The organism is uncultured Eubacterium sp., from assembly GCF_934561735.1.
Lineage (GTDB): Bacteria > Bacillota > Clostridia > Oscillospirales > Acutalibacteraceae > Eubacterium_R.
The window spans coordinates 107744-126259 of the sequence record NZ_CAKTGT010000004.1 but is presented as its reverse complement, the minus strand read 5'-3'; the positions used below and the strand labels follow the sequence as shown (position 1 = coordinate 126259).

At 42.3% G+C, this 18516-nt stretch carries 13 protein-coding genes; 12 read left to right on the top strand and 1 reads right to left on the bottom strand.

Annotated elements, in window-relative coordinates:
* Positions 1–327 precede the first annotated feature (327 nt).
* The 10 genes from Q0E08_RS05270 (at position 328) to Q0E08_RS05225 (ending at position 14861) form a co-directional block, all read left to right on the top strand.
* Positions 328–6132: a hypothetical protein gene (locus tag Q0E08_RS05270; protein ID WP_294777704.1), complete on the top strand. Its 5805-nt coding sequence runs from the start codon at positions 328–330 to the stop codon at positions 6130–6132.
* 23 nt (positions 6133–6155) lie between these two features.
* On the top strand, positions 6156–6305 hold the full coding sequence (locus tag Q0E08_RS05265) for a hypothetical protein (protein WP_294777702.1): 150 nt from the start codon (positions 6156–6158) through the stop codon (positions 6303–6305).
* Between the two features lie 173 nt (positions 6306–6478).
* Complete coding sequence (locus Q0E08_RS05260; RefSeq protein WP_294777700.1) at positions 6479–7306, top strand: prephenate dehydrogenase; 828 nt, start codon at positions 6479–6481, stop codon at positions 7304–7306.
* Positions 7306–8358: a 3-dehydroquinate synthase gene (gene aroB / locus Q0E08_RS05255; RefSeq protein ID WP_294777698.1), complete on the top strand. Its 1053-nt coding sequence runs from the start codon at positions 7306–7308 to the stop codon at positions 8356–8358. The genes Q0E08_RS05260 and aroB overlap by 1 nt, the downstream gene beginning before the upstream one ends.
* Positions 8358–9566, top strand: a complete 1209-nt coding sequence (aroA, locus tag Q0E08_RS05250; RefSeq protein ID WP_294777696.1) for a 3-phosphoshikimate 1-carboxyvinyltransferase — start codon at positions 8358–8360, stop codon at positions 9564–9566. Before aroB ends, aroA begins: the two co-directional genes overlap by 1 nt.
* Positions 9547–10620 (top strand): chorismate synthase, encoded by a 1074-nt coding sequence (gene aroC, locus Q0E08_RS05245; protein ID WP_294777694.1) that lies wholly within the window; start codon positions 9547–9549, stop codon positions 10618–10620. The genes aroA and aroC overlap by 20 nt, the downstream gene beginning before the upstream one ends.
* A gap of 17 nt (positions 10621–10637) precedes the next feature.
* Positions 10638–11771, top strand: coding sequence for a bifunctional chorismate mutase/prephenate dehydratase (locus Q0E08_RS05240; RefSeq protein WP_294777692.1), 1134 nt, complete (start codon positions 10638–10640; stop codon positions 11769–11771).
* Positions 11772–11791: 20 nt separating this feature from the next.
* On the top strand, positions 11792–12562 hold the full coding sequence (locus Q0E08_RS05235) for a hypothetical protein (protein ID WP_294777690.1): 771 nt from the start codon (positions 11792–11794) through the stop codon (positions 12560–12562).
* A gap of 23 nt (positions 12563–12585) precedes the next feature.
* Complete coding sequence (locus Q0E08_RS05230) at positions 12586–13866, top strand: galactokinase family protein (protein WP_294777688.1); 1281 nt, start codon at positions 12586–12588, stop codon at positions 13864–13866.
* Positions 13867–13901: 35 nt separating this feature from the next.
* Positions 13902–14861: a diacylglycerol kinase family protein gene (locus Q0E08_RS05225; RefSeq protein ID WP_294777686.1), complete on the top strand. Its 960-nt coding sequence runs from the start codon at positions 13902–13904 to the stop codon at positions 14859–14861.
* A 53-nt stretch (positions 14862–14914) separates the two neighbouring features.
* Here Q0E08_RS05225 and malQ read toward each other — a convergent pair whose 3' ends face one another.
* Entirely contained in the window at positions 14915–16489 is a 1575-nt protein-coding gene (malQ, locus tag Q0E08_RS05220; protein WP_294777684.1) for a 4-alpha-glucanotransferase, read from the bottom strand.
* Positions 16490–16668: 179 nt separating this feature from the next.
* Here malQ and miaB point away from each other — a divergent pair, with 179 nt between their 5' ends.
* Both miaB and Q0E08_RS05210 read left to right on the top strand, forming a co-directional pair.
* On the top strand, positions 16669–18099 hold the full coding sequence (gene miaB / locus Q0E08_RS05215) for a tRNA (N6-isopentenyl adenosine(37)-C2)-methylthiotransferase MiaB (protein ID WP_294777682.1): 1431 nt from the start codon (positions 16669–16671) through the stop codon (positions 18097–18099).
* Complete coding sequence (locus Q0E08_RS05210) at positions 18096–18506, top strand: YlbF family regulator (protein WP_177665709.1); 411 nt, start codon at positions 18096–18098, stop codon at positions 18504–18506. Before miaB ends, Q0E08_RS05210 begins: the two co-directional genes overlap by 4 nt.
* Positions 18507–18516: the final 10 nt, after the last annotated feature.

The following is an 18516-nucleotide window of genomic DNA, read 5'->3' as shown; positions in this document are numbered from 1 at the left end:
CGCAGTTCGCCCCTACGGTTACCCAATATAAATGTATATAATATATAATAAATATCATTATAGTTTGGCGTTTGCATATAATAAATTGACAAAAAATTAAATCCGCAAAAAATTTTTTTATAAACTTTTTTCGCAAATACCAAAATAATCCGTCAAAAACCGCGTAAATAGGGCATTTTTTAAAAAATTTACAAATTGTTAAAAAAATTCATTTTTCTCTTGATTATTTTTGATATATATGCTATTATTTAAGAGAATTAAATAATGGTATTATGTATAAACTGTATCTATGTACATAATTCGTTAAATCTTAGGGAGGTTTTTTAAATGGTTAAAAGACTATTCAAAAAGTCAATAGCTTGTTTGTTGGCAGTGTTAATGATTGTTACCGCTCTGCCTCTTACAGCATTGGCTGACTCTACAACGGACAACGTTATAGTTGAAAAAACCGCTACTGCTAAGTTCAGCAAAACAGGTTTGATTAACTATGATGGCGGCCGTTTCAAGAATTCGTACTATCAAATTGTAAACGACAGCACGGACAACAGTTATTCTCTTGCTTATTGGCAGTACAACACTTCGGATGTTTCTTCCAGTGCAAGCGAGTTCACTTCCGCATCTTTTGATATTAATTTCGAAAGCACGGCGTTTGCCGGTGAGTCGGACAGTGCTGTTTCCCTCAGCGTTTACTATGTTGCAAATGACAAAGCCAACGAATTGACAGGTGGGGATACACGCCTTTCAACCCTTTACACCGGCTCGGATCATATCAACAAAGCAACAACTTACTTCAATCTTCAAAAGATTACCGACATCGCCAGAAGCGAAATTACCGGCGGCGGTAAAGTTACTGTAGATGTTAAGGACGCATTCAACTATGCAATCGCACAAAAAGAAAAGTATGTAACCCTTATGGTTATGTGCTCAAGTGCATCTGCTTCGGGTTCTCCTTGGTCCGATATCTATGTTACTGCAAGCAAAACTTCCGTTACTTGCAAGTATAGCGAAGAAGTAGAGGTTATCCCGGGCGTTGAAGGTATCGACAAGCAGATTGCCGCTTACGAACAAAAAATGTCCAATGTAGGTACAAACGGCCTTGTTTACAAAAAAATGCTCCCTGCATATGAGGCATATGTAAAGGCTGTTCGCTATCGTGACGCATTTGCATACGGTGCTGCAACCGCTCCTCCTACCGAGGCAGAACTCGATGCGGCTTCCGAAGACCTTGCTGCAAAAACTGCGGCAATGGAAGCTTGGGTTGATGATGTAACAGGTCAGTTTGAATCTCTTCAGCCTTCATTCACCAGCAACGAAGGTAAGGGCCTTGTTAACAACACAACAGTTACATATTACAGCAACATCGTTTACACCGAAGACTGCGTTGGCTTAAACCACGATAAAAAGGGTGGCGATTCTTCCGGTATGGCTGCTCAGTTTGATGAAGCAGGCAATACATATGTACAGATTTATTTCCCTAACACGGTTCTTCTTTATGACGGCAAAACACCTGCCATCATGCCTGTTATGTTCATGGCAAGAAAAACATTCAGTAATGCTTTTCAAAATAAGGCAAGATATATCCACAATGTTTATGCTTGTCAGGCTGCCAACTCCACTTCGGACTGGTCGGATAAGAAAATCGGTGTAGATAAAAACTTCAACTGTATTTCTACATTTAACGACAATAACAAAGAACTTACTTGGAAGGGTAAGGACGGTACCAACAACCTTGACTTCAACAACTGCCGTAATAACGGTAGTGCTTATGTAGGTGCCGAAGTAAACAATATTACAGAAGGTAAGTCGGATAACCTCGGTTACTCTGCAGGTAACTATTGGAATGCTTATGCTACATCATTCCAGGTTGACGGCACTGCAATCAATGCCGACTTTACATCAGACGCTACAGACAACAGAGGTTACAGAAGAGTAGGTCAGTACTGGGCTTGGTACGGCGGTAGCGAAGGTACAGATGTTACAGCCGTAGACGGTAACATGAAGGGCTACAAGATCACAAACGGCGTAAAGGATTCAAGCGGTAACTACACAATTCAACCAAGAAGAATCGCCGTATTCAACTACAAGGGTCTTGCAGACGCTATCCAAAACAGAACCATGCTCGGCAAGCTTGCGGCAGTTTCAAGCTACAAGCAAAACGGCTTGCACGATCTCATTGCTTTGTTTGACAACGCAACAACTTATGCAAACCAAGCAAACATCAAAACTCTTACAACCGACAATGTACTTAAAGAAGGTCAAAAGATCACTAAGTACATCGACGGAATCAATGAAGCTGAAGTTACAGAAGACACAGGTGCTTCTGCTTACGATGCATTGAAGAGCGAAATCTCAAAGTCAAAGAAGATTTACAACTCAGGCAATGCCGACTATTCAAAGTATAATAAAGAAGTATGGGATGAGTTTGAAGCAAAGTACCAGGCAGCAACAGGTTATTTTGCAAATCTTTACACAAATGATTTGGTAATGGCTGATGCAGAACAGTACACTCAACCTCTCACAACTGCAAGAGAAAACCTCAAGAACGGTATGATCAAGACTGTTGTTGAAACAAAGACTCTTGAATATGCTATTGACAACGCAGAGGCTCTTGCTCACAATGTAACTTACTTCAAGAGTGGCACTGTTGATGCAACAACAATCACTGCTCTTACCAAAGAAATCAAAATTGCTATTTGGGGCTCGGAAGAGGCTTACGGCTTTGATACGGAAAAAATCGAAGACTCAGCCGAGGCTCAGGCAAAGGTAGAAAATTACCTCACTCAACTTTGTGCTTTGATTGAAAAGGCAGAAGTTAACCTTGACAATGTAATGGTTGATACAGGCTATTCGTTGACATCGGCAATCGCATATGCAAAGACATATGAAAAAGACAAGAGCAAGTACGGTAACTACATGACTCTTGAATCTGCTCTCAGCGATGCCGAAACATATAAGGCATCACTCGGCACATTCAACGGCAGAATTAAGGAAACCGTTACAGCGGCTATTTCAAACTATTCCGGCATCGTAACAAAAATTGTCAGTGCTGTTCGTGGTTTGCAGCCTGCTTTCTCACAAATTTCAAACGGTACTCCTGCAAGCCAGGGCAGAACAATTAAAACTGAATTTACAGGTCAAAGAGCAAATTGCCAAAAGTTCTATTGGGAATATACAACCGACCCGATTATTTTCAGAACAGAGCGTACATCTTATACTTATGAACTTCCGACATCAAAATGGGGTTCATGGAATGTTCAAACAGGTACCGACTACGAAACTGTATTTGACTCAATCATCCTTGATGCCAACAGACTTACATCAGGCGAAATTGTTTCAAAGCAGGCAGGCGGTATGAGCAAATGGCCTACAGATTGCGGCTTGACTGCTTCACAGCTTAAAGACTATAAGGCTTCAACTCAATTTAATGTTGGCGGTATGGATGTTGCTATTACATCCGCTAAGGTTACACAGTCAACAGGTAAGGCTTACGGTGTTGACTCTGCAGGTGCCGACATCACAAATGCCGACCATGATTTCATTAAAGAACTTGAAGTTACAGACGGTTCAACAGCTCCGGGCCGTGGCGGTATTTACGCAAAGAACGGCTGGACAGAGTTCAATACAAAAACAACTGTAACAATCACAGACTACACAAGTGCACCGGTAAATGAAATAAACAAACCTTCAAAGGTTTCAAAGGCTCTCCAACTCGGTAACTCAACTGCATACTTCGGTATTGTATTCTTCTGGAGATATTGCGACAACGTATTCGCAAACTTCGCAGGTTATGACTTCGAAAGAGCAAAGCTTGCACTTAATGTAAGATTTGTAGACCTTTACACATTGTTTGAACTTATCGACCAATGTTCAAGTGCTGACTTTGTTGCAACAAAGAATCAATACACTGCAGCTTCATGGAAGACTCTTACAGACGCTATTGAAGAAGCAAACGAAAACTTTGATTACGGCAATATGGAATATGCCGACATCATTGCAGAATGCGACAGAAGGTACGATGCACTTTGGTTGGCTAAGAAAAACCTTCAAAAAGCTGCAAGCAATGCAGCTCTCAAGAACGCTCTTACAGCTGCCGAAAATGCTTACAACAAAGATGAAGCTAAGGTTAGACCTGAAACATGGACTACATTTAAGACTGCTTACGAAAGAGCACTTTCAAAGTATCAAAACGAATACAGCGACATTAATATCGTTAATGTAGCTGCTTCCGATCAAAGCGCAGTTGACGAATATACAACAGCACTTACAAACGCATTTAACGGACTTGTTTACATGATTGATTTCACTCCTGTAGACAACGCAGTTGCAACTCTTGTTGACAGCGTAGAAGACAACAAGTACACAGCTGCTTCAGTTCAGGCAGTTGCAGATGAAATCGGCAAATTGCATTTCTACACAATGTCAACCGCAGAAAGAAAGACTCACTACGAGGACGAAACCGATGTTGTTGCGGCTGTTAAAGAAGAAGCAGAAAAAACAATTCCTGGTTTGGCATCACTCCTTGTTGAAAGCACAGTTGATTCATCTGTACTTGAAGCATTGAAGGCAGAGGGCAGATCAAAGATGACCGACCCTGATGCTTATGACCAAGAAGCTATAGATGCTGCTCTTGCTAAACTTACAGACACTCAAACAGTACTTCTCGGTACTTCAAGAGTTACTTGTAAAGCATTCGCAACTCAAAAAGAATGTGATGACGCTGTTACAAATGCTCTCAACGGCATTCAGCTCAGACATTACACAGTAACAATTGTTCCTGACGGTGACCAATCACAGGCATATCAAAAGGGAGAATACGCATACGGTACACAAGTTACAGTTGCACTTCCAAGCAAACCAACAGTAGACTGGTATTATCAAATGACATCACCTACATCGACTGTTGCAAACAAGCTTTTCTCAACAACAGAAGAACTTACATTCATCATCAGAGGTGACACAGTTCTTACTACAAAGAGTGCATCAACAACAAATCAGAGCAAGGTTACATACTTCAACGGTATCAACTCAACCATTGTTGCTACAGATTATGTTGCAACAGGCTCAGAACTTACACTTAATGCTTCTCTTGCTCCTAAGTATCCGTACTACACCTTCGATTCATTCAAGGTAAACGGCAAGACTTACAGCGCAGGTGAAAAGGTAACTATTTCAGACAATACCAACATCACACTTGTTTATAACTTTACAGGTTCAAAGAACTACACAGTTTATGTTGTAGATATGTCTTACGGTTACGGTCAAACCGGTCTTGATTTCAAGATTGAAAATCTTCAGTACAACGATGAATTAGTATTTAAACGCGGCCAAACTGCTGATGAAGGATATAACGGCACAGCAATGCACTACACAGTTAACCGTGGTAATGATTCTAAGACAACAACTATTGCAGATGCCGGCAGAGCTATTGCTGATTACAATAACCCTGAAGTTTATGCTTGGGTAGAGGTTGGTGCAGATGATCTTGCAGATTGGTATGCACACGGTTCTTCACAACCTGATGTACCGGAACCATTCAAAGACGGCGGTTACATTTATGGTAGTACTGAAGACACAAGAGCTTGGAACCCTGTAGCTGCTGCTATCACAAAGGGTAAGGTTGTAAAGCTTGGCACAGATTACTCATTCCGTGTTCACAAGGATACACTCCTTATTCCTCTTGATGAATACACCTACAACTTGGGTGTTAAGCAAGGCATTATTACAGAACCGGGCAACAGTGACGGTGCAAGAGTTGACTCAAGATCAGATCTTGTTATTGCTCCGAGCGAAAAGCTCTCAATCATCTCTCAATTCGTACTTCCTTCTAATTGCGAATTGGTTGAAAAAGGTCTTTTGCTCAAGATAAACAAGAACGGCGCTATTGACGGCGACGGCAGTGACCTCAAACTTGCTAATGCCGGCAAGAACGGTGTAAACAGACTTAAGTCAAATTACACAACAAGCGGCGATCAATTTGTAGTCTCAATTAAGACATCTTCAATCGCAGGCAAGGCTGTTTCTCAAGTAGGTCTTCAGTGGGTATCTTACTTGACTTACAAGAATGCCAAGGGCGAACTTGTAACCGAATATTCACCGGTTACAACACCTACAAATACGACAGATACATTTTAAGATTTTCTAAGGAGGTAAAAGTAATGAAGAAATTTTATTCTGAGCCTGAATTAGAAATCAGGAAATATTCATTGTCGGGCAACGGTGTGGTAACTGCATCGAATCCTGAAGAAAATGGTAAGAACGACCTTAACAAGGACGATAATTACGATTTGCTCGGCGACGGTGAGTAAAAAATTACAAAAGGGCTGTGGAGAAATCCACGGCCCTTTTTTCTGTCTGCATACATATTTTGTCTTTTTGCCTTTGTTAACAATTTATTACATTATTCGCATATAATTTGACATTGGGTCTTTTATAAGTTAATATTAATATGTATTTTTATGTATAACAGGATGACAAACTAATGAACATTTTAATTTGCGGTTTGGGTCTTATCGGTGCCAGCTTGGCAAAGACCCTAAAAAAGAATACCAACCACACCGTCCTCGGCTGGAACAGAACAGAGTCTGTTACAGAAAAGGCTCTTCGTGACGGTGTTATCGACAGAACGGGCGATATTGACTCCCTTATGGCAGAAGCCGACATCACCTTTGTTAATTTTTATCCGGAGGCTATTGTTCCGTTTATTTTGGAGCACAAAAACAGCTTTAAAAAAGACAGCGTTGTAACCGATTCCTGCGGCATCAAAACAAAGATTTGCCGTGCTATGGAAAAGGAAAAGCTTGATTTTTACTTTATCGGTGCTCACCCGATGGCAGGCAGGGAAGTCGGCGGTTACGACAACAGCCTTGACACTTTGTATGACAATGCAAGTTTTATTGTGACGCCGGTTGACGGCACGCCTCGTAACAAAATTGACGCACTTGTAGGGCTTGCTCAGGGTATGGGTTTTGCAAGAACGGTTGTAACAACTCCCGAGCACCACGACGAAATGATTGCGTTTACTTCGCAAATCGCTCATGTGCTTGCGTGCTCATATGTGCTTTCTCCTCTTGCTCCGTCACATGCCGGATATTCGGCAGGCTCGTACCGTGATGTGTCACGAGTTGCACGAATCAATGCGGATATGTGGGCAGACCTTTTCATTGATAACAAAGATGCTCTTGTAAAAGAAATTGACGACCTTGTATCAAATCTTATGCAGTTTAAATATAACATCGTAAATGAGGACGCTCCGGCGCTCAAGGATTTGATGAACAGAGCGAACAAGATTAAGGAAGAAATCGGATAATGAAAACACTCAATGTAAAAGTAGGCAAGGGGTACAATATTTTTATTGAAAAAGGCTTGATGTCCTCTTGCGGAAAATATATCAAAGAGGTGTCAAATGCGGCAAAGGTTTGCCTGATAAGCGACACCAATGTTTACAAAATTTACGGCAACACCGTTGAAGAACAGCTAAAATCAGTCGGTTACGATGTTTGCACCTTTGTTTTTGACGCAGGTGAGGAGTCCAAAACCACAGCCACGGTAATTTCTATGGTGGAATTTATGGCAGAAAAAGGGCTTACAAGAAATGACCTTGTTGTTGCTCTCGGCGGCGGTGTTTGCGGAGATATGGCAGGCTTTGCCGCCGCAATTTACCTCAGAGGTATTGATTTTGTTCAAATTCCGACATCGCTTCTTGCTCAGGTGGATTCATCCGTGGGCGGAAAAACGGCGGTTGATTTGCCTCAGGGCAAAAATCTTTGCGGAGCGTTTCATCAACCCGTTTTGGTTCTTATTGACCCTAACACGCTTAACACTTTGACGCCGCACTTTTTCTCGGACGGTATGGCAGAGGTTATCAAGACGGGCTGCATAAAATCCGCTTCGTTGTTTGAAGAAACGGAAAAGCAGAATGCCAAGGACATAATCGACGATATTATTTTTGAATGCGTCAGCATCAAAGCGGGTGTTGTTGAGCGTGACGAAAAGGAGCACGGCGAAAGAGCACTTCTCAATTTCGGTCACACTTCGGGTCACGCTATTGAAAAATTGCACAACTTCACAACGATTTCGCACGGCGAGGCTGTCGGCATCGGTATGGTAATGATTACAAAAGCCGGCGAGGCAAACGGAATTACCGAAGAAGGTACTTGCAAACGCATTGCAAATGTGCTCAAAAAGTACAATCTCATGACCGAGGACAGCAACACTTTGCAGGACATCATCGCTTGTATGAACGCCGACAAAAAGCGTACGGCGGATTCAATCAACTTTGTGCTTTTGAGCAAAATCGGCGAGTCGTTTACGCAGAAAATTAAGAATGAGGATATACCGAAATTCTTCGGTTTGAAATAATGAGAATAGCAAAAATACAAAAATCGAATATCAGCGGAACGGTGCAGGTTCCTCCGTCAAAATCAGCGGCTCATAGAGCACTTATTTGCTCGTTTTTGGCAGGAGGCGGCAATGTATCTCCGCTTATAGATTCAAAGGATATGCAGGCAACCCTGGGCGTCATATCGGCACTTCGGGATAACAAGCCGATTGCCGATTGCATAGAGTCCGGCTCAACGCTGAGATTTATGATTCCCGTTGCGGCGGCACTCGGCAAAACGGTAAAATTTGTCGGCAGGGGTAAACTCCCCGAGCGTCCTATCGGTGACTATCTTCGCTTGCTTCCCGAACACGGGGTGAAGTGCGATTGCACGGGCACTTTGCCGCTTACAGTCAGCGGAAAACTTATGCCCGGTAGGTTTGAAATTGCAGGCAATGTCAGCTCGCAGTATATCACGGGATTGCTTCTTGCACTGCCGATTCTTGACGGCGACAGCGAAATTGTGCTTACAACAGAACTTCAGTCCAAGCCTTATGTTGATATGACCGTTAAGGTTATGGCGGACTTCGGCGTTAAGATTGAAGAAAGAGAAAATTCGTATTTTATCCCGGGCAATCAAGTGTACCAAAAGCGTGATTACACGGTTGAGGCGGATTGGTCGCAGGCGGCGTTTTTTATGGTCGCAGGTGCACTTTTCGGTGATGTTACTCTTACGGGACTTGATGTCAACAGCACGCAGGGTGACAAGAAAATTGCCGATATTCTTAAAAAATTCGGTGCAGATGTTACCGTCAATAATGACCGTGTTGTTGTAAAAAAATCACAGCTTCACGGCATAGAAATCAATGCAACGGATATTCCGGATATGGTTCCGTCACTTGCCGTTGCAGGCATATATGCAAGCGGAAAAACCATTATTACCGGCGCTCAACGGCTCAGATATAAGGAGTCGGACAGAATAGAAAGCATAGTATATAATCTTAAAAAACTCGGTGCGGAGGTTGAAGAAACTGCCGACGGTATGGAAATTCTCGGCGGACAGCTTCATGCGGCAAATATGAAAGGGTTTAACGACCACAGAATTGTTATGGCTATGACGGTTGCCGCTACCGGTGTTGACGGCCTTTCAACAGTTGATGACGCACAAAGTATAAATAAGTCGTATCCCGACTTTTTCAATGATTTTAACAGTATCGGAGGTAACGCAAATGTCTTCATCGATAGGTGATAATATTAAAATTTCCGTGTTTGGCGAAAGTCACGGTGAAGCTATCGGCTGTGTTATCGACGGACTTCCGTCGGGCGTTAAGCTTGATACGGACAAAATATACAAAGATATGTCACGCCGTGCTCCGGGTAAGGATAAAACCGCCACTCCGAGGCTTGAAAAGGATATTCCGCACATTTTGTCGGGCGTTCTTGACGGCGTTACAACGGGTGCGCCGCTTGCCATGGTGATTGAAAACACAAATACAAAAAGCGGCGATTATTCAAATTTGATGACCGTTCCCCGTCCGAGTCACAGCGATTATCCCGCTTATGTTAAATACAACGGATTTAACGATATTCGCGGCGGCGGACATTTCAGCGGCAGACTTACTGCACCTATTGTTTTTACAGGTGCGGTTGCAAAGCAAATCCTTGCCGAAAAGGGAATTACCGTTGGTGCTCACATCAGACAAATCGGCTCGGTTTGCGACACTGCGGTTGATTATAATAATATAAGTGCCGATATGCTGTGCGAACTTTCGTCAAAAACCTTTTCCGTTATTGATGAGAGCGTTGAAGAAAAAATGCGTGCCGATGTTGAAAAGGCAAGAGTTAACCTTGACAGTGTGGGCGGTGTTGTTGAATGCTTTGCCGTGGGACTTCCCGTAGGTGTCGGTGCAAATATTTTTGATACGGTGGAAAGCAAACTTGCCTCACTTCTTTTCGGTATTCCTGCCGTAAAGGGTGTTCAGTTTGGCTTGGGCTTTGATTTTGCCGACAAAAACGCATCAAATGTTAATGATGAATATGAAATTAAGGATGGCAAGGTTGCCACTCTTTCAAATAATAACGGCGGTGTTTTGGGCGGTATGACCGACGGTGCACCTATCGTGGTGTCCGTTGCAATCAAGCCTACTCCGTCAATCGCTTCAAAGCAAAGAAGCGTTAATCTTCAAACTATGGAAAATGCCGAGCTTGAGATTAAAGGCAGACACGACCCTTGCATTGTGCCTCGTGCAGTACCCGTTGTTGAGGCTGCGGTTGCAATCGGTCTGCTTGATTTAATGATGTAAAAAAGGAAATACTTTTAATGGATTTGTTGGAATTAAGAAACGAAATTGATAAATTGGATGACGAACTTATCCCTCTTTTGCTTAAAAGAATGGATATTTCCCGTCAGGTTGCCGAATATAAGGTGAAAAACGGAATTCCTGTTCTCAATGAGAAAAGGGAACTTGAAATACTTGATGATGTTGCTTCAAAATGCGGTGAGCAGGGTGAGGCGATGAAAACTGTATTTTCGGCTATTATGGACGCTTCAAGAGCTCTTCAACACAAAATTATCGGCGGAGGCGATGAACTTCGCACGCTGATTAATTCGGCTAAGAGCGGCAAAAATTTAACCGCACACGGCGAGCCTATCGCATGTCAGGGCGTTCAAGGGGCATACAGCGGCAAAACCGCAGAGGCACTGTTCCCGGATTCTCCTATAATTTTTTACAAGCAGTTTGAGGATGTTTTTGAGGCTGTCAACCAAAATAAGGCCCGTTACGGTATTATTCCCGTAGAGAATTCAACTGCAGGTTCGGTGCACGAATCTTATGATTTGATTATGAAGTACAAATTCTTCATCGTCGGTGCATATGATTTAAGGGTGGACCATTGCCTTTGTGCAAAGCCGGGTGTTGAATTTGAAAATATCGATGATGTTTATTCACATCCGCAGGCACTCAGTCAGTGTAATATATTCCTTAAAAACTTTGACTTTACGGGCATTAACTTCAGCAATACAGCCGCTGCGGCAAAGTTTGTGGCAGAAAGCGATAAGAATAATATTGCCGCAATTTGCAGTGAAAGTGCGGCTAAAAAATATGGACTCAGGATTATCCGCAAAGGTATTCAAAATGTTACAAACAACACCACTCGCTTTATCGTGATTTCAAAGGAACTTGTTATTGATGACGATGCCGAAAAAATTTCGCTTATTTTCTCCGCACCTCACCGTACGGGTTCGCTTTACAGAGTGCTCGGCAGATTTTCAATGACCGGTCTTAACCTTACAAAATTGGAATCACGACCTATTGCAAACGGTAAATTTGACTATTATTTTTATGTTGATATTTTAGGCTCGGTCAGAGATGAGCAAACGCTTGATTTGCTTTGTGCTCTGTCGGACGAATTGCCTGAATTTTCATTCCTCGGTAATTATTACGAAGGAAAATAACAAAGTATTGGTATGATTTGATGAAACAAACAAAGCGTCACCGCACGGGCTTTACATCGTTTTTGATACTTGCCGTGACTGTTGCCGCACTTGTGCTTTTGGGTATAGCTCTTTATGAACACGAAACCCTTGAGCAAAGATTTGAAGTGCTTATAAATCTGCTTAAAAGGATAGATGACGCAGTTGCAAGGCTTGAAACCCCGATGGAAATTATACTGTGTATTTTTGCACTTTATGTTGCCAAATGTCAGCTTCCCATTCCGCTGTCGGCACTGTGCGTAATATCCGGTATGGTGTTTCCGCTCGGTCCCGCTCTGGCACTCAACGCCGTGTTTATCTTCTTTTTCTTCACGGTTAAGTATGTTGAGGGTACATTTTTGGGCGGCGGATGGACCGGTATGATTCTTAATATTGACAATCTGCGATTTGTCAGGGATTGGATTCATTTTAAGGGCAACGGCAATCCTTATGTGCTTGCGGTTACCCGACTTGTGCCGATTATTCCTGTAGGTATGGTGTCAAAGTATTACGGCTCTATGCGGTATGATTTTGTGTATTATTCGCTTTTGAGCATGCTTGGATTTGCTCCGAGATTGTTCATTTATACAAAGCTCGGCACATCATATACAAACCCGTTTTCCGTAACTTTCATAACAACGCTTATGATAATAGTTGCGTTCAGCGGATTTTCAACATTAATATTCAATATCTTTTACGGTGTAAGGTCACGGCAGATGACTCAAACACTCTTGATTTACAGCGAAAAAGATAAGTATAAAATAGTATTATAAAATTTAAAAGAGGAATTTTAATTATGAACGTTAACGAACTCATTGCCGCTATCAATGACGGCACTTATGATGAAAACCTAAAGGCTGTTTATGTAACAGATGAGGCTGTTCAAAGCCAAAAACCCCGTTATGTGGAAACTCTTAACGATTTCGGTGAACTGTTCGGATATGACAGAGAAGTAAACATTATGTCTGCTCCGGGCAGAACCGAGGTTTGCGGTAACCACACCGACCACAACAACGGTAAGGTTCTTGCCGCTTCAATTAATTTGGACGCTATCGCCGTTGTTTCAAAAAATGACGATAATATTATCAGAGTAAAATCAAAGGGTCACAAGATGAATGTTGTTGACCTTAATGACCTTGTTCCAAATGAGGCTAATTTTGGCTCATCAACAACTCTTGTACAGGGTGTTGCCGCAACAATTAAGAACCTTGGCTACACAGTTGCAGGCTTTGACGCTTGCACAACAAGTGATGTTATGGGCGGTTCGGGTCTTTCGTCATCAGCAGCATTTGAGGTGCTTTTGGGCTCTGTTTTGTCATATATGTTTAATGACGGCAAAATCAGCCCTGTTGAGATTGCAAAGGTTGCTCAGTACAGCGAAAATGTATTTTTCGGCAAACCTTGCGGTCTTCTTGACCAGATGGCATCATCTGTCGGAACATTTGTTACAATCGACTTTAAGTCAACAAAAGACCCTGTTATCAAGAAAATTGATTTTGACTTCTCAAAATCGGGACATTCTCTTTGCATAGTTGACACTCACGGCAACCACTCTGATTTGACAGATGATTATGCCGCAGTAAGAACAGAAATGGAATCTGTTGCTCAGGCACTCGGCAAAAATGTTTTGCGTGAGGTTTCGTATGAAGAATTCTTTGCGGCTTTGCCTGAACTTACAGGCAGAGTAAACGACCGTGCAATTCTCCGTGCAATTCATTTCTTCAACGAAAACAAGAGAGTTGAAAAAGCCGTAAAATGCCTTGAAAGTAACGACTTTGAGGGCTTTAAGCAGGTTATTATCGAATCGGGCCGTTCTTCGTTTATGCTCAATCAAAATGTGTATACTCCGAAAAATCCTACCGAGCAAAAGCTTTCTTTGGCACTTGCAATCAGCAAAGAACTTCTTGACGGAAAGGGAGCTTGGAGAGTTCACGGCGGAGGATTTGCCGGTACAATTCAGGCTTTTGTTCCTAACGATATGCTTGACACTTACAAGAAAACTATCGAGGGCGTGTTCGGCGAGGGCAGTTGTCATGTTCTTATTATTCGTCCTGTAGGCGGTACTCAGGTAATATAAGTTGTCGCCTATGATGAAAAGGAGGATAAGTTTGTATGAAGTATGTTTTTATAGTTAATCCTGTCGCCGGTAATGACGATAAGAAAAAACTTTTTTACAGAATCAAATCGGCATTTCGTCAAATTGATGATGAGTTGATAATTGAAGAAACTCATAAGCCGGGTGAAGCAAAAACAATCAGTGCCGATTATGCTGCAAAGTACGGCAAAGACTGTGTTGTTGTATCGTGCGGCGGTGACGGCACCATTCATGAAATTGTTAACGGACTTGCCGGCACGGATACTCCTATGATGGTTCTTCCGCTTGGTATGGGCAATGATTTTGCAAAAAAGATTTATGATACAAAAAATATTAACGTGGAAAATGTAATCAAGTCTTTCGGCCTTTACAGCGGCAAAATCAAATATGACATTATGCCTATTGATGTTATTGATTATAACGGCGAAAAAGGCATAAATGTTATGTCGTTCGGTCTTGATACTCTTGTTGAAACCATGGGCAGAAAAATCGCCGCAAAAGTACCGTTTTTGGGGCATAATGCTTATAAGGTGGCGGTTGTTCCCGTCCTTGCAAAACCGCTTCATTATACAATCTCTTACAGACTTGATTGTGTTGACAAAGAAACCGGCAGAGAATTTACCGTTGAGCAAAGCAACAAAGACTATGCTCTTATGGCAATTTGCAATGCAAGTTGGTACGGCGGAAGCTTTTGTCCCGCACCTAATTCTGTACTTGATGACGGACTTCTTGATGTTTGCCTTGTTGACGGGATACCTCTTTCCAAAGCGGTGGGTCTTGTGCCTAAATATTCAAAAGGAACGGTTAACGCACAAACCTGCGATGTTTGCACAAATTATTACATAAAATCAGGCAAGGTATTTATGGAAGACGGTTCACCTCTTATCGGTAATTGTGACGGTGAAAACTTCCATTATTCCGAGGTTGAATTTAAGGTTGAACCAAAGGCTGTTAAGCTTTGCGTAATTAAAGATTAATAAGTAAAAACGGAACTGCTATATTAACAGTTCCGTTTTGTTATGTATAAATTTTAATTTTCTTTGTCAAATACGGGATACATTCTGCGGTAAAGCGAATTTATGTGCTTAAAGTAATCGGTATCAATGCTGTCGATTGTTTCCCTTGTGGTGCGAAATCTCCAGTTCTTTTCCGGCACACCGGGTATGTTCATTCTTGCATCCGAGCCAAAGCCGCACATATCCTGCAAGGCAATGATTGCAACATTTGACGCACTCTGCCATACCGCCTCAATAATTGCTCGGCACGAGGCACTTTGGTATCCGCCTTCGCCCCAATTATCGCCCTTAAAATGGCAGTAATCAAGGGCAAATCGGCGTTCTTCTTCGCTTGCTTCCCACAGCCAACCAAGGATGGTATTGTTGTCGTGAGTGCCTACATAATTTATGCTGTTTTGACCTGCATTGTGCGGCAGATGAGATGAATCGGAATTAGGGTCAAAGCCGAATTGAACAACATTCATACCGGGAAAATCGGTGTCCTTGAGGAGCTTTACAACATCTTCGCCGAACACTCCGAGGTCTTCTGCAATGATAGGTGCATCTTTGCCGAATTTTTCAAACACCTTGTCGAAAAAGTCTGTTTTAGGTCCGTCAATCCATTTGCCTACCTTAGCCGTTTTGCTGTCGGCAGGTATCTCCCAATATGATGCAAAGGCTCTGAAATGGTCTATTCTTACGGTGTCGTAGATTTTGAGATTGTGCTCAAGTCGTGACAGCCACCAGCTGTAGCCGTCTTTTTTCATAGCCTTCCAATCGTATATCGGATTGCCCCAAAGTTGACCGTCCTCGCTGAAATAATCGGGCGGAACTCCGGCTACTTTTTCTACTTTAAGTGTTTTTTCGTCTATCAAAAACATAGGCAGATTTGACCAAACATCAACGCTGTCCATCGCCACATAAATAGGCATATCCCCGATAACGGCAACGCCTTTTTTGTTGGCGTATTTTTTTATTTCGCCCCACTGTTTGTAGAAAATGTACTGCACAAATTTCCAAAAAGCGGCACTTTCTTCGTAGTCGTAAATGTTTTTTATACATTCAAAATAATGTGCGTGCTCACTCGACCATTCCCACCACGGCTTAAAGTTTTCCTGTTCTTTTACAGCCATAAAAACGGCGTAATCGGTGAGCCACGGATTGTCAATTTCAAATTGCTTTATATCTGCGGCAAGTTCTTCACCCACATTTAAAAATGCCTTTTTGAGCGTTGCAAGTCGCTTTTCAAGGGCAAATTCGTATGCGGCTGTGTACGGTGTGCCGTCATAGATATTTTGATTTACATCTTCGTCCGTTATAAGCCCCATATCTCTGAGCCCTTGCGGATTGATGTAGATATAATTTGCCGCAAATGCCGACGGCGAACAGTACGGAGAATTTGCACTGTCGGTCGGATTAAACGGCAAAACCTGCCAATAGGTAAAGCCCATATCGGCAATTCTGTCTATAAAGTGCTTGGCATTTTCGTCCAAAACACCGACGCCGTACGGTGACGGCATCGAACTTATGTGGAGCAGTACTCCTGCCCCTCGTTTTTTAAGCATATTTTTCACCTTTTGTTTTGTTTTCGGTCTTGTTAATTTTACCATTGACGGCATTAAAAATCAATGTACAAGTTATATAAAATATTTTCTGTTTATTTATATATAATTTTTATATTATTTTTATAATTTATTATTGAATAACACACTGTCATTTGTTATAATAACAAATAGTATGGATTATTGTGTTTATCCGTACTTTTAAATCACTGCAAGGAGGTGCAACTATGCCTGCAAAAATCAAAAAAGTGTCTGAGGAAGAATTAAAAACGCAAAAGCAGTTTGCCCACAAGGTTAACGAACTCACATCAAAGCGTTATCAATCAAAGCCTCTTGCATGCGTAGTCACCTACGGTTGTCAACAAAATGTTGCAGACAGCGAGCATATCAAAGGTATGCTGGAAACTATGGGCTACGGCTTTACCGAAGAACGCACACAGGCAAAACTTATTATTTTTAACACCTGTGCCGTAAGAGAACATGCCGAGGACAGAGTGTTCGGCAATGTCGGAGCTTTGAAAAAGTACAAACTTGCTAATCCTGATGTTGTAATCGCTCTTTGCGGTTGTATGATGCAACAGCAGCACATCGCAGAAAAAATCAAAAAATCATTTCCGTTTGTTGATTTGGTTTTCGGCACTCATGTTGTTTATAAAGTGCCTGAACTTATTTACACCGCTCTTACAAGAAAAAAGAGAGTGTTTGAACTTCCCGATGTTGACGGCGTAATAGCAGAGGGTATTCCCGTTAAGCGTGACAATGACAAAAAGGCTTGGATTCCGATTATGTACGGATGCAATAATTTTTGTTCGTATTGCATTGTGCCTTATGTACGAGGCAGAGAACGCAGCAGGGAAGTTGAAGATGTTGTAAAAGAGTTTAAGGTTCTTGTTGACGAGGGATATAAAGAAATTACGCTTCTCGGTCAAAATGTAAATTCGTACGGCAAGGATTTGGAGCCGAGGGTTACATTTTCGCAGCTTCTTCGTACGCTCAACGAACTTGACGGTGATTTTAGAATTCGCTTTATGACTTCTCATCCAAAGGATTGTACCAAAGAACTTATCGAAACGATGGCAGAGTGCGACAAGGTTGCAACGCATTTGCATTTGCCGTTTCAAAGCGGTAATGACAGAGTGCTCAAGGCTATGAACAGGTCTTACACAAGAGAAAAGTATTTGTCGCTTATCAACTATGCCAAGGAACTTATGGGTGATGAACTGTCAATCACAAGCGATATTATCGTAGGCTTCCCGGGTGAAACCTATGAAGAATTTTGCGACACAAAGTCGCTCGTTGAAGAGATAAAGGCAACAAGCCTTTTCACCTTTATCTATTCGCCGCGTAAAGGCACTCCCGCCGCAGAAATGGACGACCCTGTTCCGTATGAGGAAAAGTCAAAGTGGATGAGGGAACTTCTTGCACTCCAGGAGAGAATATCGGGCGAACAAATGGCACTTCACAAAGGCAAGGCTTTCAAATGCTTTGTGTACGGAAAAGGCAAGCAAGGTGATAATTATCTTGCCGCAAGAACAGACGGCAATTTGATTATAGAATTTGTTGGTGACGAGGGGCTCATCGGAACCTTCCAAAAAATAAAAGTAACAGAGCCGCTCACCTATGTTATGTTGGGTGAATTAGAAAGGAATGACATATGAGTTTAGAATCAGCACTCAGAGAGCTTGGCAAGGAAATTCAGGCTGACCCAAGATTTGAGGCACTTCAGGCTGCCGCAAAGGTTAACGATGCAGACGAGGCACTTCAGCAGCAAATGCAGGAGATGCAGCTCATCACTCTTAAGTATCAGCAAGAGGCTGAAAAGGGCGAAGAAGCTTCTCAGGACAGAATTGCAGAACTCCAAAAGGAATATCAGGACCTTTACACAAAGGTTATGGACGGCGAGAATATGAAGAAGTATTCAGAAGCTGCTGCACAGATGGAGCAGATGGCACAGTACATCAGCCAAATGATCGGTTTGTTCTTTGACGGACAAGACCCTGCAACATGCGAAATTCCTGCAAGCGATTGCACACATGATTGCTGCACATGCGGCGGTTGCCACTAATAGGATTTAT